At 69.1% G+C, this 19,209-nt stretch carries 19 protein-coding genes, 1 tRNA gene and 1 pseudogene; 11 read left to right on the top strand and 10 right to left on the bottom strand.

Annotated features, from left to right (window positions below; genetic code table 11):
• Positions 1–47: 47 nt before the first annotated feature.
• Genes ACLJPX_RS22305 through pseI form a run of 4 tightly spaced genes read left to right on the top strand, consistent with a single transcriptional unit; the run spans position 48 to position 2,728 of the window.
• A complete protein-coding gene (locus ACLJPX_RS22305) occupies positions 48–677 on the top strand; it encodes a hypothetical protein (RefSeq protein ID WP_410601925.1) in 630 nt (209 codons plus the stop codon).
• A gap of 35 nt (positions 678–712) precedes the next feature.
• Positions 713–1,147, top strand: coding sequence for a hypothetical protein (locus tag ACLJPX_RS22310; protein WP_410601770.1), 435 nt, complete (start codon positions 713–715; stop codon positions 1,145–1,147).
• A complete protein-coding gene (locus ACLJPX_RS22315; RefSeq protein WP_410601771.1) occupies positions 1,144–1,662 on the top strand; it encodes a GNAT family N-acetyltransferase in 519 nt (172 codons plus the stop codon). Before ACLJPX_RS22310 ends, ACLJPX_RS22315 begins: the two co-directional genes overlap by 4 nt.
• A 10-nt stretch (positions 1,663–1,672) precedes the next feature.
• A complete protein-coding gene (gene pseI, locus ACLJPX_RS22320) occupies positions 1,673–2,728 on the top strand; it encodes a pseudaminic acid synthase (protein ID WP_410601772.1) in 1,056 nt (351 codons plus the stop codon).
• On the opposite strand, the gene ACLJPX_RS22325 is transcribed toward pseI, so the two are convergent.
• Both ACLJPX_RS22325 and pseB read right to left on the bottom strand, forming a co-directional pair.
• Positions 2,725–3,861 (bottom strand): DegT/DnrJ/EryC1/StrS family aminotransferase, encoded by a 1,137-nt coding sequence (locus ACLJPX_RS22325; RefSeq protein WP_410601773.1) that lies wholly within the window; start codon positions 3,859–3,861, stop codon positions 2,725–2,727. The genes pseI and ACLJPX_RS22325 overlap by 4 nt on opposite strands.
• Positions 3,854–4,837 (bottom strand): UDP-N-acetylglucosamine 4,6-dehydratase (inverting), encoded by a 984-nt coding sequence (gene pseB, locus ACLJPX_RS22330; RefSeq protein ID WP_410601774.1) that lies wholly within the window; start codon positions 4,835–4,837, stop codon positions 3,854–3,856. Before pseB ends, ACLJPX_RS22325 begins: the two co-directional genes overlap by 8 nt.
• Positions 4,838–4,886: 49 nt before the next feature.
• Here pseB and ACLJPX_RS22335 point away from each other — a divergent pair, with 49 nt between their 5' ends.
• The 3 genes and pseudogenes from ACLJPX_RS22335 (at position 4,887) to ACLJPX_RS22345 (ending at position 8,069) form a co-directional block, all read left to right on the top strand.
• Positions 4,887–5,633 (top strand): cytidylyltransferase domain-containing protein, encoded by a 747-nt coding sequence (locus ACLJPX_RS22335; protein WP_410601775.1) that lies wholly within the window; start codon positions 4,887–4,889, stop codon positions 5,631–5,633.
• Positions 5,630–6,589 (top strand): annotated as a pseudogene (locus tag ACLJPX_RS22340) (spore coat protein); the annotation flags it as partial. The gene ACLJPX_RS22335 and the pseudogene ACLJPX_RS22340, both read left to right, overlap by 4 nt.
• A 325-nt stretch (positions 6,590–6,914) precedes the next feature.
• Positions 6,915–8,069 carry an epoxide hydrolase family protein gene (locus tag ACLJPX_RS22345; protein WP_410601777.1) on the top strand — a complete coding sequence of 385 codons (1,155 nt, stop codon included), beginning with the start codon at positions 6,915–6,917 and terminating at the stop codon, positions 8,067–8,069.
• A 76-nt stretch (positions 8,070–8,145) separates the two neighbouring features.
• Here ACLJPX_RS22345 and ACLJPX_RS22350 read toward each other — a convergent pair whose 3' ends face one another.
• Positions 8,146–8,733, bottom strand: coding sequence for a bacterial proteasome activator family protein (locus ACLJPX_RS22350; RefSeq protein ID WP_101611814.1), 588 nt, complete (start codon positions 8,731–8,733; stop codon positions 8,146–8,148).
• Positions 8,734–8,867: 134 nt separating this feature from the next.
• On the opposite strand from ACLJPX_RS22350, the gene ACLJPX_RS22355 reads away from it, so the two are divergent.
• Positions 8,868–10,067: a cysteine desulfurase-like protein gene (locus ACLJPX_RS22355; protein ID WP_101611815.1), complete on the top strand. Its 1,200-nt coding sequence runs from the start codon at positions 8,868–8,870 to the stop codon at positions 10,065–10,067.
• Between the two features lie 51 nt (positions 10,068–10,118).
• Here the strand turns inward: ACLJPX_RS22355 and ACLJPX_RS22360 are convergent, their stop codons facing one another.
• The gene (locus tag ACLJPX_RS22360; protein ID WP_410601778.1) at positions 10,119–11,096 is read right to left on the bottom strand and encodes an NAD(P)H-quinone oxidoreductase; all 978 of its coding nucleotides are present in this window, start codon (positions 11,094–11,096) and stop codon (positions 10,119–10,121) included.
• An 80-nt stretch (positions 11,097–11,176) separates the two neighbouring features.
• Here ACLJPX_RS22360 and ACLJPX_RS22365 point away from each other — a divergent pair, with 80 nt between their 5' ends.
• Positions 11,177–12,724, top strand: a complete 1,548-nt coding sequence (locus tag ACLJPX_RS22365; RefSeq protein ID WP_410601779.1) for a M28 family metallopeptidase — start codon at positions 11,177–11,179, stop codon at positions 12,722–12,724.
• 85 nt (positions 12,725–12,809) lie between these two features.
• Here the strand turns inward: ACLJPX_RS22365 and ACLJPX_RS22370 are convergent, their stop codons facing one another.
• A complete protein-coding gene (locus tag ACLJPX_RS22370) occupies positions 12,810–13,736 on the bottom strand; it encodes a neutral zinc metallopeptidase (protein WP_410601781.1) in 927 nt (308 codons plus the stop codon).
• 537 nt (positions 13,737–14,273) lie between these two features.
• Between ACLJPX_RS22370 and ACLJPX_RS22375 the strand changes: the two genes are divergently transcribed.
• Positions 14,274–14,777 carry a MarR family winged helix-turn-helix transcriptional regulator gene (locus ACLJPX_RS22375; protein ID WP_174720492.1) on the top strand — a complete coding sequence of 168 codons (504 nt, stop codon included), beginning with the start codon at positions 14,274–14,276 and terminating at the stop codon, positions 14,775–14,777.
• Here ACLJPX_RS22375 and ACLJPX_RS22380 read toward each other — a convergent pair.
• Together ACLJPX_RS22380 and ACLJPX_RS22385 are read right to left on the bottom strand one after the other, a co-directional pair.
• Positions 14,767–15,906 carry an RNA polymerase sigma factor gene (locus tag ACLJPX_RS22380; protein ID WP_410601926.1) on the bottom strand — a complete coding sequence of 380 codons (1,140 nt, stop codon included), beginning with the start codon at positions 15,904–15,906 and terminating at the stop codon, positions 14,767–14,769. The two genes, ACLJPX_RS22375 and ACLJPX_RS22380, sit on opposite strands and share 11 nt — an antisense overlap.
• Positions 15,907–15,914: 8 nt before the next feature.
• Positions 15,915–16,322 (bottom strand): YciI family protein, encoded by a 408-nt coding sequence (locus tag ACLJPX_RS22385; protein WP_410601782.1) that lies wholly within the window; start codon positions 16,320–16,322, stop codon positions 15,915–15,917.
• A 102-nt stretch (positions 16,323–16,424) separates the two neighbouring features.
• Between ACLJPX_RS22385 and ACLJPX_RS22390 the strand changes: the two genes are divergently transcribed.
• Positions 16,425–18,203, top strand: a complete 1,779-nt coding sequence (locus tag ACLJPX_RS22390) for an RICIN domain-containing protein (protein ID WP_101611820.1) — start codon at positions 16,425–16,427, stop codon at positions 18,201–18,203.
• Positions 18,204–18,256: 53 nt separating this feature from the next.
• Here ACLJPX_RS22390 and ACLJPX_RS22395 read toward each other — a convergent pair.
• The 3 genes from ACLJPX_RS22395 to ACLJPX_RS22405 form a co-directional block, all read right to left on the bottom strand.
• Positions 18,257–18,345 (bottom strand) — tRNA-Ser (locus ACLJPX_RS22395).
• Between the two features lie 95 nt (positions 18,346–18,440).
• Positions 18,441–18,821, bottom strand: coding sequence for a DUF4190 domain-containing protein (locus tag ACLJPX_RS22400; protein ID WP_410601783.1), 381 nt, complete (start codon positions 18,819–18,821; stop codon positions 18,441–18,443).
• 28 nt (positions 18,822–18,849) lie between these two features.
• Entirely contained in the window at positions 18,850–19,137 is a 288-nt protein-coding gene (locus tag ACLJPX_RS22405) for a DUF2277 domain-containing protein (RefSeq protein ID WP_101611822.1), read from the bottom strand.
• Positions 19,138–19,209 lie beyond the last annotated feature (72 nt).

Below are 19,209 nucleotides of genomic sequence, written 5' to 3' on the forward strand. Positions count from 1 at the left end.
TGGTACTTTCTCCCCTCATGACTGCTGCACTCGGCGACGCGAGCTTGATGGTGAATCTGCTCGCCGCATACGCCGACCGGCCGGAGCCGCGTTCGGTGGCCGTGGTCGGGAACCAGCCGCTGTCGCCGGACTCCCGGCGGGCGAAGGCCATCGACGCCTGCGACCTCGTGATCCGGGTCAACGGCTTCGTCGTCGACGAGCCGGGCGGACCCGAGACGGTCGGCAGCCGGGTGCACGTCGTCGTTTTCAACCGCGCCGTCCGCGCCACCAAGCACGTCTTCCGCGACTACCGCAAGCGGCTGTACCTGCTGGTCGAGCCGGGGCGGATGCACTGGGAGCCCGAAGACATCCCGGGCTGGTGGCCCGGCGACCTCGGCTACGTGCCGGTGCCGAACCGCGAGGTGGTCCTGCCGCTTTCGGACGCGCTCGGCCTGCCCAGCCGCGAAGAGGGCCTGTGGTCGACCACCGGGACGCTGGCCGCCTGGATCGCGCGCACGTCGTTCCCGCACGCCAACCTGATCATCTCCGGTTTCTCGTTCATCGACGACCCGAACCAGACCCACTGGGAGCACGCCGCGGGCGACTCCTGCATCGTCGGACCCGAACACCGGATCGCCGCCGAGGGCAGGCTGCTGGACTCCTGGACGAAGACCGGCGAAACCGAACTCCTGCGCTGAACTCCCAACCAGCCCACCCCGAGAAGGAACCACCCATGGCAGTGCAGAAACTCCGCAGCGGCGTGATCGGCCGGATCGCCCGGCTCATCGACTTCCGGATCGACGAGCGGCTCCGCGACCTCAACGGGCGCGTCAACGAACTCGAACACGCCACCGCGGACCACCGCCGCCGCCTCGACGGCGCCGAAAGCGGCCTCGAGCACGCGCGAGGCGACCTGCGCTGGACCCGCGCCGAGCTGGACCGCCTGATCCCGAGCGTCGCGGCCCAGGAGGCCCAGCTGGAGGACCTGCGCGAGTCGATCTCGCTGCCGGCGCACGCCGACAAGCCCGAACTGGCCGAGGCGCGCAGCCTGATCCAGGAGATCCAGCGCCAGCACGCCCAGATCCGGGTCCGGCTGGCCGGGATCGCCCGCTACGAGGACCGGTTGCGCCGTATCGAGGAGACCGTCACCGTCCCGGCAGGCGAATGACCGGCTCGCTGGTCGAGGCCGGAGAAGGCGACCTGGAGCGGATCCGGCGGTGGCGTAACCACCCGTCGGTCCGGCGGGTCAGCTTCACCACACACGAGATCGGTGCCGAAGAACACCGTGGCTGGTTCGAGGCCGCTCGCGCGGACCCGAGCCGTCGCGTGCTCGTTTACCGGCATGGCGGGTTGCCCGCCGGTGTCGTGCTGTTCACCGACATCGACACCGAGGCGGGAAGCGCGGAATGGCACTTCTACCTGGACGTCGAGGGGCTCGGCAGGGAGGTCCTCCCGGCCTGGCTGAAGCTGGAGGGCGCGGCCGTCGACTACGGCTTCGACGTTCTCGGCCTGAACCTGCTGGGTGGCGCGACGCTCGCGGACAACCGGCAGGTCCTGCAGCTGCACAAGCGATTCGGCTTCACCGAAACACGCAGGTATGTTCGGGAGGTCGACGGCGAGCCGCGTGAGGTCGTCTGGACCGAACTGCGTGCCGCCGACCGCCGGACCAGGAAGAAGAGGTAGTCCCACCCCGATGACCGCCAGCGAGGTGCGCATCGGCGCACACGTCCTCTCGGCGGCGCACCCGCCGTTCGTGATCGCCGAAATGTCCGGTAACCACAACGGTGACCTCGGCCGGGCACTGGAGATCGTCGACGCGATCGCCGAAACCGGCGCGCAGGCGGTCAAGCTGCAGACCTACCGCCCGGACACGATCACCATCGACGTGGACACGCCGGACTTCCGGATCGGGGATTCGCATTCGCTGTGGGGCGGCGAGAACCTCTACAAGCTCTACGAGCGCGCCCACACGCCGTGGGAGTGGCACGAGCCGCTGTTCGAGCGCGCCCGTGCCCGCGGTCTCGAGATCTTCTCCAGCCCGTTCGACCCCACCGCGGTCGACCTGCTGGAGTCGCTGGACGCGCCCGCGTACAAGATCGCGTCGTCGGAGATCGTCGACCTGCCGCTGATCGAACTGTGCGCGAAGACCGGCAAACCGCTGATCATCTCGACCGGGATGGCCAGCGTCGCCGAGATCGACGCCGCGGTGCGGACGGCGCGCGCGGCGGGCAACGACCAGCTGATCGTGCTCGGCTGCACCGCCAGTTATCCGGCGTCGCCCGCCGAGAGCAACCTGCGCGGCCTGCCCGTCCTGGCGGGGGTGACCGGAACGCTCGTCGGCCTGTCCGACCACACGCCCGGTATCGGCGCCCCGCTGGCGGCCGTCGCCCTCGGCGCCGTCGCGATCGAGAAGCACGTGACACTGGCCAGGACCGACGGCGGCGTCGACTCGGAGTTCTCCCTGGAACCCGCCGAACTGGCCGCGCTGGTCACCGAGTCGCACCGCGCCTGGGAGGCGCTGGGCGCGGCGGTGATCGGGCCGCGCGAGAGCGAGAAGGAAGGCCTGCGGTTCCGGCGTTCCCTCTACGTCGTCGAGGACGTGCGCGCCGGGGACACGGTGACGCGCGAGAACGTCCGCTCGATCCGGCCCGCGGGTGGGCTGGCGCCGGCCGAGATCGTGAACGTGCTCGGCCGCACCTTCGCCTCCGATGTCCCGAAGGGCACCGCGCTCACCTGGGGCCTGATCTAGCGGAAGAAGGCGTGGACCTCGTCGATGACGCGGTCCACGTCGGCGTCGGTCAACGCCGGGAACAGCGGCAGCGAAAGTTCCTGGCTGTAGTACAGCTCCGCGTTCGGGCACAGGCCCCGCCGGTACCCGAGGTCCTCGAAAACCGGGTGCCAGTACACGGGGATGTAGTTGACCTGCACGCCGATTCCCTTGCCGCGCAAGTGATCGAACAGCGCACGGCGACGTCCTTCGAGGACTCGCAGCGGGTACAGGTGCCACACCGGATCCGCGCCCTCGCGGACGGCCGGCGTCAGTACGCCGTCCAAAGAGGACAGTGCGGCGGTGTAGCGCGCGTGGATCTCGGCGCGGCGCTTCTTGAACTCGGCGAGCCGCCGCAGCTGGCTGCTTCCCAAGGCGCACAACACATCCGGCAGCCGGTAGTTGAGGCCGAACTCGTGCACCTCCTGGTGCCACGCGCCCTCGTCCGGATAGCGCTGCGCCGCCTTGTCCCGCACCAGTCCGTGGTTGCGGAACCCGCGGGCGCGCGTCAGCAGCTCGTCCGAACCGGCGACCACCGCGCCGCCTTCGGCCGTGGTGAGGTTCTTGGTCGGGAAGAAGGAGAACGTCGTCAGATCGGCGAGCGAACCGACGGGCTTGCCCTGCCAGCTCCCGCCGACCGAATGCGCCGCGTCCTCCAGCAGCAGCGCGCCGTTGTCGCGGGCGATGCGGCCGAGTTCGTCCAGTTCCGCCGGGTGGCCGGCGTAGTCCACGGCCGCGACGACCTTGGTCCGCGAGGTGACGGCCGCCGAAGCCGCCGCCGGGTCGAGGTTGCCGGTGTCCGCTTCGACGTCGGCGAAGACGACCTTGCCGCCGAGCAGCGCGGCCGTCGCGGCGGTGGCGACGAACGTCATCGGCGAGGTGACGACCTCGTCACCGGGACCGATCCCGGCCGCCGCGTACGCGACGTGCAGCGCCGCCGTGCCCGAGGTGACGGCCACGGCGGGCGTGCCGCCGGTGTGCTCGGCGAGGTCTTCCTCGAAGCGCGTGACGGCGGGACCGGTGGTCAGCCAGTCGCCGCGCAGCACGTCGGTGACCGCGGCGATGTCCTCGTCCGAAATGGACTGACGGCCGTACGGGAGGAACTGCTCAGCCATACTGCTCGACCAGGTCGCGCAGCTCGTCGGCGTCGAGCCAGAGGTCGTTGGTGTCCGAGCGGTACGCGAAGTTCTCCGGCACGGCCTGGCCGTCCGACGGCGGCTCGTAGCCCCAGCCCGCGATGTGCGGCTGGACGACGTACCGGTCGGTCAGCCGCACGGTCCGGCGGGCGTCGTCGGGGGCGATCATCTCTTCGTGCAGCTTCTCGCCGGGCCGGATGCCGACATCGTGCATCGCCGCCCCGGGTGCGATGGCCTGCGCGAGCTCGACCAGCCGCATGCTCGGGATGCGCGGCACGTACAGCTCGCCGCCGTTCATCTGGTCGAAGGAATCGACCACGAACTGCACGGCCTGCGGGAGCGTGATCCAGAAGCGGGTCATCTCCTTGTGCGTGATCGGCAGCGACTCGCCCTTGGCCGCGAGCGCGCGGAAGAACGGGATCACGCTGCCGCGCGAGCCCATCACGTTGCCGTAGCGGACCACGGAGAACCTGGTCGGATGCGTCGCGGCGTAGTGGTTCGCGCTGATGAACATCCGGTCGGCGCACAGCTTGGTGGCGCCGTAGAGGTTGATCGGGCTCGACGCCTTGTCGGTCGAGAGCGCGACGACCTTCTTCACCCCGGTGTCGATCGCGGCCTCGATGACGTTCTGCGAGCCGACGACGTTGGTCTGCACGAATTCGAACGGGTTGTACTCACCCGTGTCGACCTGCTTGAGCGCGGCGGCGTGCACCACGTAGTCGACCCCGTGCATCGCGCGCTCGAGGCGGCGGCGATCGCGGATGTCGCCGATGAACCAGCGCAGCCTCGGGTCGTTGTCGAACTGCTGCCGGGCTTCGTACTGCTTGAGCTCGTCGCGAGAGAGCACGACCAGCCGTCGCGGGTTCAGTTCGGCCAGGGCGTAGGTGATGAACGCCTTGCCGAACGAACCGGTCCCGCCGGTGAGCAGGATGCTGGAGCCATCCAGCTCGGACATCGTTGACCTCCGCGTTTCGGTGCTACTGCCGCAGGCCATCATGTCACCCATGGATCCAGACCCCGGGGCCCACGTGGTCAACGCCGTCATCCAGGCACGCGCGTCGTCGACCCGGCTGCCCGGCAAGGTGCTCCGGCCGTTGGCGGGCCGGAGCGTGCTGGGCTGGGTCGTCCGGGCCGCCGCGAGTTCGCCGGGAATCGACGACGTCGTGGTCGCGACCTCCACGGAAGCCGAGGACGACGCGGTGGCCGAGGAAGCCGCCCGGCACGGCGCCCTGGTCGCCCGAGGGCCGCTTGACGACGTCCTCGCGCGCTTCGCGGTGGCCATCGAGTCGTACCCGGCCGACGCCGTCGTGCGGCTCACCGCCGACTGCCCGCTGCTGGACCCGGCGCTGATCGGGCAGCTCGTCACGCTGTGGCGCACCCAGCCCTCGCTGGACTACTTGAGTACGACCCTGGTGCGCACCTTGCCCCGGGGCTTCGACGCCGAACTCGTACGCGCGGGAGTGCTGGCCGAGCAGGTCGAGACCGCTCGCGGCGCGGATCGGGAACACGTGACTTCGGGCATCTACTCGCGACCGGAGATCTACTCGTGCTCCGGCGTCGTGGTCAGCCCGCCCGCCGACGACCTGCGCGTGACCTTGGACACCGCCGAGGACTGGGCTGTCATCGAAGGCGTCGTGGCCGAACTGGGCGACCGCGTCGGCGACTGGCGCGAAGTGGTCGCGGTGCTGCGCTCCCGGCCCGACCTCGCGAAGCTCAACGAGCACGTCGAGCAGAAGAAGGTGGCCAGGTGACGAAGCTGGTGCTGCGGGCCGACGCCTCCGGGACGATCGGGGCGGGCCATGTTTCGCGCATGGTCGCCTATGCCGAACGCGCGGTCGCGCGGGGCTGGGAAGTCGCGTTCTCGGGTTTCGTGGACAACGCCGAATGGCTGGCGGCCCGGTTCGGCGAGCTGTCCGTTCCCGTGCTCAACTCCGCCGTTACCGCCGCGCTGGCCGAAGACTTCGACGTAGTGCTCATCGACCATTACGGCATCGGCGAGGAGCGTCGGGAAGTCAACGCCGCGGGCGCGCTGCTGGTGTCCATCGAGGACGACGTGTTCGGCAGGCGCGCGGCGGACCTCGTCGTCGACTGTGGTTTCGCTCCCGCGCCGCGGCCCGACGACGGCTCCGGCGAGCTGCTCCGTGGCGTGGCCTACGCGCCGATGCGAGAGGTCGTCCGGGCCGCGCGAGAGAAGCGCCGCGGTCGTGAAGGGGCCGAGCGGCCGCACGTGACCGTGGTGCTCGGCGGCGGGACCGAATGGGCGGGCACGGTCAGTGCGCTGTTGCACGCCTTGCGCGACACGGGACTGCCGTTCGTCGCCGATGTCCTCGTGCGCGGTGAACCCGTCGTGCCGGAGGCCCTGCCCGGCCAGGAATTCCGCATCGCGCCGCCGGGACCGGGACTGCTCGACCTGTTGGTGGAGACGGACGTCGCGGTGAGCGCGGCCGGTGTCACGCTGCTGGAGCTGTGCTGTCTCGGGGTGCCGACCGGTGTCGTGCAGCTGGTCGACAACCAGGAGACGGGCTACCGGGGAGCTTTGGACCTCGGGCTCGCGGCCGGGCTGGGGAGCGCGGCGGCACTGGCCGACGACGCCGTCGAGACGCTGCGGACGCTGTTGAGCGACGAAGAGGTGCGCCGACGGTTCTCGGAGACGGCGTCGTCCGTAGTGGACGGCAAGGGTGTGGACCGCGTGCTGGACCGGTTGGAGCGTTCCCTGCCCTCGGTGGAGAAGACACCGACCATGGGGGTCAGCGAGGACTTTCGCGCCAGGCTCCTCGCGTTGTACGCAGGAGAGAACGATTCGGCTCCTCGAGCCTTGCTCGTCGCGGAGCTCGATCGGGGCGTCTCGCGAGCGAAGCTGTATCAGGCGCTGATCGACACGATCTTGTTCCTCCGTGCGGAGAGCCGGGAAGCGGAAGAGGAATGGGTCGAGGACGTCGCCGACCTGATGACGGATTGGGCTCCGACAGAACTCCGGGTCTGATCTGATTCGAGGACCGTTCCTGTCCTCGATCCTCCCTACCGTTCTCCGTATGACCATCTCGCCGTTCAAGATCGCCGTCCCCCAGCGTGACCTCGACGACCTAGCCGCCCGCCTCGCGAACACCCGCTGGCCGGACGAGATCGACGGCGTCGGCTGGGGCCTCGGGACGCCGCTCGGGTACCTCCAGGAGCTCGCCGAGTACTGGCGCCTCCGCTACGACTGGCGCGCACACGAGGAGCGCCTCAACGGCTTCCCCGGCTTCCTGACGAGCATCGACGGCGCGGACATCCACTTCCTGCACGCGCGGTCACCGGAGCCGGACGCGAAGCCGCTGATGCTCACGCACGGTTGGCCCGGATCCATCGTGGAGTTCCTCGACGTCATCGGGCCCCTGTCCGATCCGCGCGCGTACGGCGGCGACCCGGCGGACGCGTTCCACGTCGTCGTACCGTCGCTGCCCGGCTTCGGGTTCTCCGGGCCGACGACCGAGGCGAACTGGGGATCCGACCGGATCGCCGACGCCTGGCCGGTGCTGATGTCGCGGCTCGGGTACGAGCGGTTCGGGCTGCACGGCGGCGACTGGGGCGCGATCGTGTCGCGGCAGGTGGGCGTCCGGTGCCCGGAGCGGGTGATCGGCGCGCATCTGACGATGCTGCCGAGCGCGGTGCCCGAGTCGGAGGCCGATCTCGAAGGGCTCACCGGCGACGAACTCGCGCGCGGTGAGGCGGCGCTGGCGCGCGGGCGGGACTTCCAGTACGGCGAGCTGGGCTACGCGATGATCCAGGCGACCAAGCTGCAAACGCTTGCCTACGGGCTCACCGACTCACCGGCCGGGCAGCTCGGGTGGCTCGTGGAGAAGTTCAAGTCCTATTCGGACTCGCGTGACGTTCCCGAGGACGCCATCGATCGCGACGATCTGCTCACCAACGTGATGCTCTACTGGCTCACCGGCACGGCGAACTCGTCTTCGCGGATCTATTCCTCGCTGGGCGGGGCTTGGGGCGAGGAGCCGCCGAAGTCCACTGTGCCCACCGGGGTGGCCGTGTTCCCGAAGGACACCGGCCTCCCGATCCGGCATCTCGCCGAGCGCACCGACAACATCGTGCACTGGTCCACTCCGGACCGCGGCGGTCACTTCCCGGGACTGGAGGTGCCGGACCTGCTCATCGGGGACCTGCGGGCGTTCTTCCGCCCGTTGCGCTGACCCAGGGATGTAATGAACGGGACTTTCCTTGCAAAATTTGCAAGGAAAGTCCCGTTCATTACACGCGCGACAGGTGTCAGAGGTACTGGCCAGGCCCGTGAGCCTCGCCGGGGCCGCCGAGGGCGCCACCCGCGGAAGGACCGGCCGGGAGCCCGCGCCGCATCTGTTCCAGCTGCACCCGCGCGGCCATCTGCTGCGCGAACAGCGCGGTCTGGATGCCGCTGAACAACCCCTCCAGCCAGCCGACCAGCTGAGCCTGGGCGATCCGCAGTTCGGCGTCCGAGGGCGTCGAGTTCTCGGTGAACGGCCGCACCAGCCGCTCGAGTTCGTCCTGCAGTTCCGGCGCCAGCGCCTGCTCCAGCTCGCGGATCGAGGTCTGGTGGATCTCGCGCACGCGCGTGCGGCTGGCGTCGTCCAGCGGTGCGGCGCGGACCTCCTCCAGCAGCTGCTTGATCATCGTGCCGATCCGCATCACCTTGGCGGGCTCTTCGACGAGGTCGCCGAGCGACTCCTCGCCTTCGGCCTGCTCGGAGCCGCCGGCGAGGCGCGCGGTGCCGACCGGGACGCCGTCGGGACCGACGACCACCACGTGCGGTGAGGAGTCTCCGCCGCCGTCACCGGGGGTGGTCGATTCGCGGGAAACTGGGTCGGTCATGTGCTCCATCCTGGCCTACGTCGGGCACAAAGCGCAGCGCGGTTTTCGATGCCGTCTCCGAGCGTAGCGGGAATCGTCGCGCCCCGTGGTCGGGCACCCAACCCCGGGTAAAGCGCCAAACCGCACGTCCGTACGGTGTCCCCATGGCGTTCGACGTCGCTCGTATCCGTGGGTTGTTTCCCGCGCTGGGTGACGGCTGGATTCACTTCGACGGCGCCGCCGGAATGCTCGTACCTGAACAGGTCGCTTCGGCCGTATCCACGGCCATGCGCGCTCCGGTGTCCGGGCCGGGTGGAGCGTTTCCGGCCTCCCAGCGTGCGGAAAGCATTGTCACGGCCGCTCGCCGGGCGGTCGCCGACCTGGTCGGCGCCGACCCGGCCGGAGTCGTGCTTGGACCCAACGCGCCCGACCTCATCCGCCGTCTCGTCGACGCGATGGCCGACCGCTGGACGATCGGCGACGAGGTCGTCGTGTCCCGGCTCGACGAAGAGGCCAACCTCGCGCCGTGGCGCCGCGCCGCGAAACGGGTCGGCGCGGTCGTGCGCTGGGGCGAGATCGACATCGAGACCTGCGAGCTGCCCGCTTGGCAGTACGAGAACCTCGTCTCCGCGCGCACCAAGGCCGTCGCGGTCACGCTGGCGTCCGGTTCGGTCGGCACCCGGCCCGACGTCCCGACGGTGATCGAGTTCGCCAAACGGGTCGGCGCGCTGGTCGTCGTCGACGCGACGTACGCGGCGCCGTTCGTGCCGCTGGACCTCAACGCGCTCGGCGCCGACGTGATGGTGGTTTCGGCGCAGGCCTGGGGCGGGCCGTCGGTGGGGGCGCTGGTCTTCCGCGATCCCGAACTGCTCGAACGCCTGCCGTCGGTCTCGCTCGACCCGGCCGCGCGCGGACCGGCCCGGATGGAACTGGGGCCGCACGCGTATCCGTTGCTGGCCGGCCTGATCGCGTCGATCGACTACCTGGCCGGGTTGGACGACGCGGCGATGGGCTCGCGGCGCGAGAAGCTGGTGACGTCGCTGGGGTCGGCGAAGTCGTACCACGCGGGACTTCTGGCGCAACTGTCCACGGAGCTGCGTTCGCTGAGGCACGTCATGGTGATCGGCGACGCCATGCGCCGGATCCCCGCGCTGGCCTTCGCCGTCGCGGGCAAGAAGTCGCCCGAGGTCGCGGAGTACCTCGCGTCCCAAGGGCTCTGTGCCTTCGCCGACGACGGCACGAGCGGGGTCTTCGGATCACTGGGCGCCGCCGAAGTCGGCGGCGCCGTCCGGATCGGCCTCGCGCACTACTCGAACGTCTTCGAGGTCAATCAGCTCGTCCGGGTCCTCGAAGAGATCCGCTAACCCGGACCCCGCCCCGCCGCCACCCTCAACGGACAGGCTGCGCCTGACTCGTCAGGATTTTGCGGCCAATAAGACCTTGCCGAAAACCGTGCCTTCTTCGAGCGCGCGGTGCGCCGAGGCCGCCTCGGCCATCGGGACGACCTGTCCGACGATCGGCTTCACCGAGCCCTGCCCCACCAACGGCCACAGCCGCTCGCGGACGTCGGCGACGATCGCGGCCTTCTGGTCCAGCGGCCGCGACCGCAGGCCGGCGCCGAACACGCTGGCGCGTTTGCCCATCAGCTTGCCGATGTTGAGCTCGCCTTTGACCCCGCCCATCATGCCGATGACCACGAGCCTGCCGTCCATGGCCAGCGCGTCGAGGTTGCGGTCGAGGTACTTGGCGCCCATGTTGTCGAGGATGACGTTCGCGCCGCCGGTCTCGGCGCGCAGGACCTCGACGAAGTCCTGCTCCTTGTAGTTGATCGTGATGTCGGCGCCGAGCTGGCGGCAGCTCTCCAGCCGTGCGGGCGAACCCGCGGTCACCGCGACCGTCGCGCCGAGCGCCTTGGCGACCTGGATCGCGTGTGTGCCGATCCCGCCGGCCCCGCCGTGGACGAGCAGGACCTCGCCCTCGGACAATCCGGCGTGCATCACCACGTTCGCCCAGACCGTGCACGCGACTTCGGGCAATCCGGCGGCCGCGAGCAATTCGACTTCGGCGGGAAGCGGAAGCAGTTGTCCCGCCGGGACGGCGACCTTTTCCCCATAGCCACCACCGGCGAGCAAAGCACAAACCTCGTCGCCGATTTGCCATCCTTCGACGCCTTCGCCGATTTCGGCGATCGTGCCCGAACATTCGAGCCCGAGGATTTCGCTCGCACCCGGCGGAGGAGGGTAATGACCCTGGCGTTGCAGCAGGTCAGCGCGGTTGACGGCGCTCGCAGCGACGTCGAGAACCACTTCGCCTTCGCCCGCCACCGGATCGGGGACCTCGGTCCATTCGAGAACGTCGGGATCGCCGGGCTCACGGATGGTGATCGCGTACATACAACCGACCCTATAACGGTGATGGGAAGTCCGCCGAACGTCGGTTGACCTATGACGCAAACCACACAAAGGTGACGCTCATGTCATATTCGCGAAGAAGCATTGTTCCCTCGATCGTGGTGATGGCGACCGCCGCGCTCACGGTCGGAATGGCTCCCGCTGCGACGGCCGCGCCGAAACTCGACGGTCCCGCACTGGCCAAGCAGCTCGTCAACAAGGTCGACGTGGGCAACGTCAACCGGCATCTGATCGCGCTTCAGCGGATCTCGGATTCGACCGGCGGCCGTCGCGCGGCCAGCACCGAGGGCCACAAGAAGTCCGCGGAGTACGTCGCCACGAAGCTGGAGCAGGCGGGCTTCACGGTCACGCGCCAGGAGTTCCCGTTCACCTACGCGGAGACCCTCGCGGAGAAGCTGACGGTCGCGGGTGCCGACGTCCCGATCATCATCATGTCCTACAGCCCGTCGACGCCCGCCGGTGGAATCACCGCGCCGCTCGCGGTGGTCCCGGTCGACGACACCAGTGGTTGTGAAGCGGCCGACTACGCCGGTGGGGTCACCGGCAAGATCGCGCTGATCCAGCGCGGTGGCTGCTCCTTCGCACAGAAGCAGGCGACCGCCGCCGCGGCCGGTGCCGTCGGCGCGATCGTCTACAACAACGTCCCGGGCCCGGTCAACGGCACCCTGGGCGACCCGGCCGCGGGCAAGATCCCGACCGGCGGCATCACCCAGGCCGACGGCCAGGTGCTCGCGGGCAAGGCCGGTGCCTCGGTCACCCTCGACCTGCGTGCCCTCCAGGAGGCGCGGACCAGCTACAACGTCCTCGCCGAGACCAAGACCGGTCGCAAGGACAACGTCGTGATGCTCGGCGCCCACCTCGACAGCGTCACCGAGGGCCCCGGCATCAACGACAACGGCACCGGTTCCGCCGCGCTGCTGGAGACCGCGCTGCAGCTGGGCAGCAAGCCCAAGGCCAACAACGCCGTCCGCTTCGGCTGGTGGAGCGCGGAGGAGTTCGGGCTCGTCGGCTCGACCCACTACGTCAACTCGCTGAGCTTCGAGCAGCAGCTCGACGTCGCGCTGTACCTGAACTACGACATGATCGGCTCGCCGAACGCGGCGTACTTCGCCTACGACGGTGACGACTCCGACGCCACCGGCGCGGGCCCCGGCCCGTACGGTTCCGCGCAGCTCGAGAAGACCCTCGTGGACTACCTCGAGAAGGGCAAGGGCGTCCCGGTCGAGGGCACCGACTTCACCGGTCGTTCGGACTACGGCCAGTTCATCGCGGTCGGCATCCCGGCCGGTGGCCTGTTCACCGGTGCCGAAGGCGTGAAGACCGCGGCGCAGGCCGCCAAGTGGGGCGGTAGCGCCAACGTTCCTTACGACAAGTGCTACCACCAGAAGTGCGACAACCTCGGCAACGTCGACCGCGTCGCGCTCGACCGCAACTCCGACGCCGTCGCCTGGGCGCTGGGCGTGTACGCGACCAGCACCGAGAACATCAACGGTGTCCCGGGTGGCAAGGCCGCGAAGGCCAAGGCCGTCCGCGCGGCCGAGCGGTCCAAGCAGCGGAGCCTGACGGCTTCCGTCCACGCTGACGACCACCACGGCCACGTCGCCGCGTAGTAGCTCCCTCAAGTGACATGAAAGGCCCGTTACTTGCAAATTTTGCAAGTAACGGGCCTTTCATTGCGTCTCTGGAGAGGGAGACTCAGCCCAGGCTGTTGGTCGCGAAGGTGTCGCACCGCGCCGGCTGGCCGGTCTGGAAGCCGGTGGTGAACCACTTCTTCCGCTGCGCCGAGGTGCCGTGGCTGAACTTCGACTCGTCGACCCGGCCGCCGCCCAGCTTGGTCTGGATGTAGTCGTCACCGATGCGCGAAGCGGTGTCCAGCGCGGAGTTGATGTCTTCCTGGCTGATCTCGGTGATCAGCGGACGCCCGGTCTCGGTCGGTGCGGTCGTGGCGTGGTTCGCCCAGACCCCGGCGTAGCAGTCGGCCTGCAGTTCGAGCCGCACCGAACCCGACGTCGGCCCGCTCCCGGTGCCCTTTTTGGACACTCCGGTGAGGTTCTGCACGTGGTGACCGTATTCGTGGGCCAGCACGTACGCCTCCGCGAACGGCCCGCCCTGCGCGCCGAACCTGGTGCGGAGTTCGTTGAAGAACCCGAGGTCGATGTAGACCTGGGAGTCGCCGGGGCAGTAGAACGGCCCGACGTCGGAAGTCGCGTTGCCGCAGGCCGTGTTCACGCCGCCGTTGAAGAAGTTGGTGACGGCCTTGCGGTAGGTCGACCCGGACCGCTGGAACTCCTGCCCCCAGTAGTCCTGGATCGAGTTGATGATGGCGACGATCGCGCAGTCGTGCTTCCGGTTCGCGTCCGCGCCGGTCTTGCATTCCTGCGACAGCGACGTGTTGTCCGTCTGCTGCCCGGAACCCACGGCGCCGAGGCCGCCGAGCCCGCCCGAGGACGGGTTCAGATCCACGCCGCCGAACTGGGAGAGGAGGAAGTAGATGACGAGGCCCACCACGCCGAGCCCGCCGCCGCCGAGTGCCACCCGGCCGCCGATACCGCCACCACCGCCACCGCCGCGCAGGTCCTGGACTTCGGAGGTGTCCAGGCCCGCGCCTTCGTCGAATCGCACGGGGGAAGCGTAGCCGGAGAGGGCCGGATATGCCTGGGTGCGGCCACGCGAAGTGGCCGCACCCAGAACTACCGAGGTTGTCTTGTTCCGATCGCCGGTTGGCCGCGATCACCGGGCCGGCGCCTGGCGCTGCCGAGGCGGTCGAAGAGGCCGCTAACCCGAAACAGGCCGGAGTGACGCCGAATGCGCGAGAATTGTCGAGCGCATCCGAGATGCCCGCGCTCGTCGCTGTTCACAGTCGCGACCGACCCGGTCCTTTCCGTTCCGGTCGCGGGGACACAGCAGGCGGTCAACCGCGAGAATCACCCGCCATACCACCACCTGACCCTTCCCGGCTGGGAGGCAGGTCCGACGGCCATCCGATGGCTCGCCCGATACTTGCCCGACCATCCGCTGACAAGCAGAATGCGCCTTTTCTCGCCGAGTCTCAACCTTTTCGTAACCCTCCTTCGGGCGAATGTTCCGCCGGATTTTTCAGGGGCCGAAAAGTGACCGGTGGGTATGCGCCTCGTGCGATCAACGATCTACCCTGCGTGGATGGCGGTGGAGCAAAAAGAAGTGCGCTGGCTGTCCGAGTCGGAGATGGTCGCGTGGCGCTCGTACATCGTCGCCACCATGCGCCTGCGGCAGCGGCTGCACCGGGAACTTTCCGAGCGTCACGAAGTCACCCTCGCCGACTACGAGGTCCTGGTCTGCCTTTCGCTCCAGCCCGACAGCCGGATGCGGATGACGGAGCTGGCGAGCATGCTCGGCTCGACCAAGAGCAGGCTTTCGCACCAGATGGTCCGGCTGGAAGCCGAAGGCATCATCCGCCGCACTCGTGACCCGGCGGACAAACGCGGCGTCGTCGCGGAGCTGACGGAACGCGGCTCGGAACTGCTGGAGGGCGCGGCGCCGACGCATGTCGAAGGCGTCCGGGAGCACCTGATCGACCTCCTGAGCCCGGAAGAGCAGCAGGTATTGGGACAGGCATTCGGACGGGTGCTGGAGCACCTGTCGGAGATCGACGGCCTGCCGCGGCTGCCGCCGGTCACTTCTTGAGGGCGTTGATCCTCGCGGCCTGACGGGTCAGATGGGCGCTCTCGGCCAGGTTCGACGCCTTCTCGGCTGCTTCGCTGTACAGCCGCGCCGCTTTCGCCAGGTCGCCGTCGCGCTCGTGGAGGTACGCGGCCACCGCGGTGTACCGGGGGAGCGAGTCGTCCAGTTCGGCGAGCGCCGCCAGGCCCGCGCGCGGCCCGTCCGCCTCGCCGACGGCCACCGCGCGGTTGAGCCGCACGACCGGGCTGCCGGTCAGGTGCGTGAGTTCGTCGTACCACTCGACGATCTGCACCCAGTCGGTCTCCTCGGCGGCGGGCGCGTCGGCGTGGAGCGCCGCGATGGCGGCCTGCGCCTGGAACTCGCCCAGCTTGTCGCGGGCCAACGCCGCTTGCAGGATCTCGACCCCCTCGGCGATCAGGCGCGTGTCCCAGAGGCCGCGGTCCTGTTCGGCGAGCGGCACGAGGTCACCGCCGGACGTCCTGGCGGCGCGCCGGGCGTGGTGCAGCAGCATGAGCGCGAGCAGCCCCGCGACCTCGGGATGGTCGATCGAGGCCGCCAGCCGCCGGGTGAGCCGGATGGCTTCGGCGGCGAGGTCGACGTCGCCGGAGTAGCCCTCGTTGAAGACCAGGTAGAGCACGCGGAGCACGGTGGCGACGTCGCCCGCCTGGTCGAACCGCACCCCGGACACGGTGCGCTTGGCCCGGCTGATGCGCTGCGCCATGGTCGCTTCGGGCACCAGGTACGCCTGCGCGATCTGGCGGGTGGTCAGCCCTCCCACGGCGCGCAGGGTGAGCGCGACCGCGGACGACGGCGTCAGCGACGGGTGGGCGCACAGGAAGTAGAGCTGCAGCGTGTCGTCCGAATCGGAGGCGGGCCCGGGCTCCGGCTCCTCGTCGACGAGCTCCTCGCGACGGCGCCGGGCGGCGTCCGACCGGGCCGCGTCGAGGAACTTGCGCCAGGCGACGGTGACGAGCCAGCCCTTCGGGTCCTTCGGCCGGCCTCCCGGCCAGACGCGGACGGCCTCGATCAGCGCCTCCTGCACGGCGTCCTCGGCCGCGGCGAAGTCGGCCCCGCGGCGGACGAGGATCCCGAGGACGTTCGGCGTGAGGCTCCGGAGCAGGGCCTCGTCCACTGCGGCGGTCACTCCGTGATGACCAGCGGCTCGCCCCACAACGGACGCAGTTCGAGCCACTCGTGGATCGGTTTCCCGCCCGCACCCGGAGCGGCCGACAGCTCGCCCGCGAGTTCGAGCGCGCGCTCGTAGCTGTCGACGTCGATCAGCATGAAACCGGCGATGAGGTCCTTGGTCTCGGCGAAGGGGCCATCGGTGACCGGCGGCTTGCCCTCGCCGTCGTAGCGGACGAAGGTGCCTTCGGGGGCGAGAGCCCGTTCCTCGACGAACTCGCCGGTCTCCACGAGCCGGTTCGCGAAGTCCCGCATGTACTGCACGTGCGCCGTGATCTCTTCCGGGGCCCACTGGTCCATCGGGATGTCGTTGACCGACGCCGGCGCGCCCCGGTAGTGCTTGAGCAGCAAGTACTTGGCCATGGCGGAAGGGTAATGGCAGTCTGCCGGTGCTTCTGCCTGGTGGTCTATACATCCGATCTCTAGCCTTCTTATCGCGTTCCTCCATCGCGAAAGGAAGAGCACTTGTCCAAAGCAAGAAGGCGCTCCGCCGGCCTGCTGGTGACCATCGGCCTCATCTGCGGCTTGCTCGTGGGTGAAACAGCCGGAGCCTCCGCCTCCGATGATTTCGCCGCCACGGATCACAGCCGGCCGTTGCCGCCCGGCGCGACCCCGGTGGCCCCACTCGCTCTCTCCGTCGCTCAAGCGCAGATCGCCGCCAACCCGGTGGTCTGCGAGGGCGACGGTGTCTCCGGCAAACGCATCGAGCTGGTCTACGTCCGTGAAGCCGGCCAGCCCGACCGGTACTCCACCGTCGTGCCGTCCCTGCGCGCCTACGCGTCCGGGATGGACGACTCGTTCAACGACAGCGCCGCGCTGACGGGCGCCAGCAGGCACGTCCGGTACGTGACGACCGCGGGCGCCGGTTGCCAGGTCGCCGTCGCCAACCTGGTGGTGCCCGACGGCACGTACCTGTCCGGCGCGATCCGCGACCGGGCCATCCAGGCGGGCCACTACAACGCCGACCGCGACTACATCCTGTTCTCCGACAACCCCCACACCTGCGCGGGTACCTGGGGCGACAGCGACGACCAGCCCGGTCCCGCCAACGCCTTCAACAACGGCAGGCACTACACCGAGATCGCCGTGCCCTGCTGGGGGGTCAACGCCGTCGCCCACGAGGTGGGCCACATGCTCGGCGCGGTCCTGCCGGGCGCCCCGCACTACCAGGGCGGCGGGCACTGCTCCCAGGAATGGGACCTGATGTGTTACGGCGACACCCAGTCCTTCGATTGCACGCAGCGTGATTTCGACCGGCTGCTGGACTGCGGCAACGACGACTACTTCAGCACGAATCCCGTCCCCGGAAGCTGGCTCGCCACGCACTGGAACGTCGCCAACAGCGCCTTCCTGATCAAAAAGGACACTCCGGACAACGACGACGGTCATGCCCAAGGCGGGAAGACCTACGTCATCACCGGCGCGAGCGGCAACGCCATCGACGTCGTGGGTTCCTCGACCGGCGGTCTCGCCAACCTCAGCCACCGCGCCCGGACCGACTCCCAGAGCCAGAAATGGATCCTGGGCTACAACACCGGTCTGCAACTCGTCAACGCCAACAGCCAGCTGTGCGCCGACAGCGCCCAGAGCGGGACGGCGCCCGGCACGCAGATCCTGCAGTACAACTGCAACGGCCAGAACGGCATGCGGTGGGCGTTCCAGCCGCTCGGCAACGGCAAGGTGGCGATCTTCAACTACCTGACGGGCTACGCGATCACCGACGGCGGCGCGTACCCGGCCCCGCTCGTCCAGCAGCCCTACACCGGGGCGGCCAACCAGCAGTGGACCCTGAACCCCATCGCCGACCCCGGTCCGCAGGCGGGCAAGAAGTACTACCTTTCCGTCGCCACCAACGGCAACAGCGCGGCCGTGGTCGACGGTTCGACGTCCGCCGGCGCGAAGATCACCAACGTGGCCAGGCAGAACGACAACGGCCAGAAGTGGAAGCTCACCGACGCGGGCGGCGGGTACTGGAAGATCGTCAACGAGCGGAGTGGCCAGTGCGTGCGGCCGGTTTCCGGCAGCACGGCGGACGGCGCGCTCCTCGAACAGACGCACTGCGGCTCGTCCACGAATCAGCAGTGGAAGCTGCTCCGGAGCGCCGACTCGCGCTACGGGCTGGTGAACCGGGCCAGCAACTTCGCGGTGCGGCAGGTCAACAACGGCACGGCTTCGATCCTGGAGCAACGGCCGTTCGTGGGCGGTCGTAGCGACGAGACCGTCTGGGCCCTCGTGCCCGCATGACCCCGCGAAGCTCCCCAGGTCAGCCGATCTGGGGGGCTTCGCTTTCTCAAGACTGGCGGTAGCGGTGGGATTCGAACCCACGGAGGACAGAGCCCTCGCATGTTTTCAAGACATGTTCCTTCGGCCGCTCGGACACGCTACCGCCACCGAGGATATCCGACGGTCTGTTAACCGAACGCTTCGGATGTATTCGAAGCGAAGCTTTCCGTTGAGGGTGGTGGCGGGGGCATGGATGGACTAGTCGAAGTCCCAGTCGGTCGCGACACCGATGATGACGAACAACAGCACGAGACCGACGATGATCGCGACGCCGATGTAGCCGATGATGATCGCCGCGAGCGCCATCCCCTGGCCGCCGGCTTCGCCGCGTTTGGCCTTCGAGTGCGCGATATGCCCCATGATCACACCGATGACCGACAGCAGCCCGGTGCAGACGACCAGACTGGCGATCGACACGACCAGTGCCGCGATCGCCAGGCCCTGGTCCTGCGGCGGCATGGCGGGGCCGTAGCCATAGCCCGGCTGCTGGTACGGCTGCCCGTACGGAGGTTGCTGCCCGTAAGTGGGCTGCTGTCCGTAGGGCTGCTGCTGACCGTAGGGGTCCTGCGGATATGTCACCGGCTCACCGTAACCGCCGATGCTTGGTTCAGGACGCCTGAGTCTTGGCTGCCTTCGCGGCGATGCGCGCCTGGACCTCGGGACGGCGCAACGGCGGCACCGTCGTCGGCGGCTGACGGCGGGCTGGCAGTTCGGTGAGCAACCGCCTGGTGATCGCCGTGATCTCGGCGACGGCGGCCTCGAAGGGCTCGCGCGTGGCGTCGGAGAGGCTCTGCACCCCGGACACCTTGCGGACGTATTGACGGGCGGCGGCCTCGATCTCGTCCGGCGTCGCCGCCGGCTCCAGGCCTCGAAGCGTGGTGATGTTCCGGCACATGCCCCGATCGTACGTCCGCCCACCGACGCTTCCGGGCGCTTCGATCACACAGTCGGTTAGAAGGTGGTCAGG

This window comes from Amycolatopsis sp. lyj-90 (genome assembly GCF_046549035.1).
Taxonomy (GTDB): Bacteria; Actinomycetota; Actinomycetes; order Mycobacteriales; family Pseudonocardiaceae; genus Amycolatopsis.

Bases quoted from the DNA above. Each gene is read 5' to 3' on its own strand.
- ACLJPX_RS22325 (WP_410601773.1), bottom strand. From the start codon at position 3,861: ATGGCTGAGCAGTTCCTCCCGTACGGCCGTCAGTCCATTTCGGACGAG.
- ACLJPX_RS22355 (WP_101611815.1), top strand. From the start codon at position 8,868: ATGGCGTTCGACGTCGCTCGTATCCGTGGGTTGTTTCCCGCGCTGGGT.
- ACLJPX_RS22305 (WP_410601925.1), top strand. From the start codon at position 48: ATGGTGAATCTGCTCGCCGCATACGCCGACCGGCCGGAGCCGCGTTCG.
- ACLJPX_RS22360 (WP_410601778.1), bottom strand. From the start codon at position 11,096: ATGTACGCGATCACCATCCGTGAGCCCGGCGATCCCGACGTTCTCGAA.
- pseB (WP_410601774.1), bottom strand. From the start codon at position 4,837: ATGTCCGAGCTGGATGGCTCCAGCATCCTGCTCACCGGCGGGACCGGT.
- ACLJPX_RS22315 (WP_410601771.1), top strand. From the start codon at position 1,144: ATGACCGGCTCGCTGGTCGAGGCCGGAGAAGGCGACCTGGAGCGGATC.
- ACLJPX_RS22365 (WP_410601779.1), top strand. From the start codon at position 11,177: ATGTCATATTCGCGAAGAAGCATTGTTCCCTCGATCGTGGTGATGGCG.
- ACLJPX_RS22310 (WP_410601770.1), top strand. From the start codon at position 713: ATGGCAGTGCAGAAACTCCGCAGCGGCGTGATCGGCCGGATCGCCCGG.
- ACLJPX_RS22345 (WP_410601777.1), top strand. From the start codon at position 6,915: ATGACCATCTCGCCGTTCAAGATCGCCGTCCCCCAGCGTGACCTCGAC.
- ACLJPX_RS22405 (WP_101611822.1), bottom strand. From the start codon at position 19,137: ATGTGCCGGAACATCACCACGCTTCGAGGCCTGGAGCCGGCGGCGACG.
- ACLJPX_RS22385 (WP_410601782.1), bottom strand. From the start codon at position 16,322: ATGGCCAAGTACTTGCTGCTCAAGCACTACCGGGGCGCGCCGGCGTCG.
- ACLJPX_RS22350 (WP_101611814.1), bottom strand. From the start codon at position 8,733: ATGGAGCACATGACCGACCCAGTTTCCCGCGAATCGACCACCCCCGGT.
- ACLJPX_RS22335 (WP_410601775.1), top strand. From the start codon at position 4,887: ATGGATCCAGACCCCGGGGCCCACGTGGTCAACGCCGTCATCCAGGCA.
- pseI (WP_410601772.1), top strand. From the start codon at position 1,673: ATGACCGCCAGCGAGGTGCGCATCGGCGCACACGTCCTCTCGGCGGCG.
- ACLJPX_RS22375 (WP_174720492.1), top strand. From the start codon at position 14,274: ATGGCGGTGGAGCAAAAAGAAGTGCGCTGGCTGTCCGAGTCGGAGATG.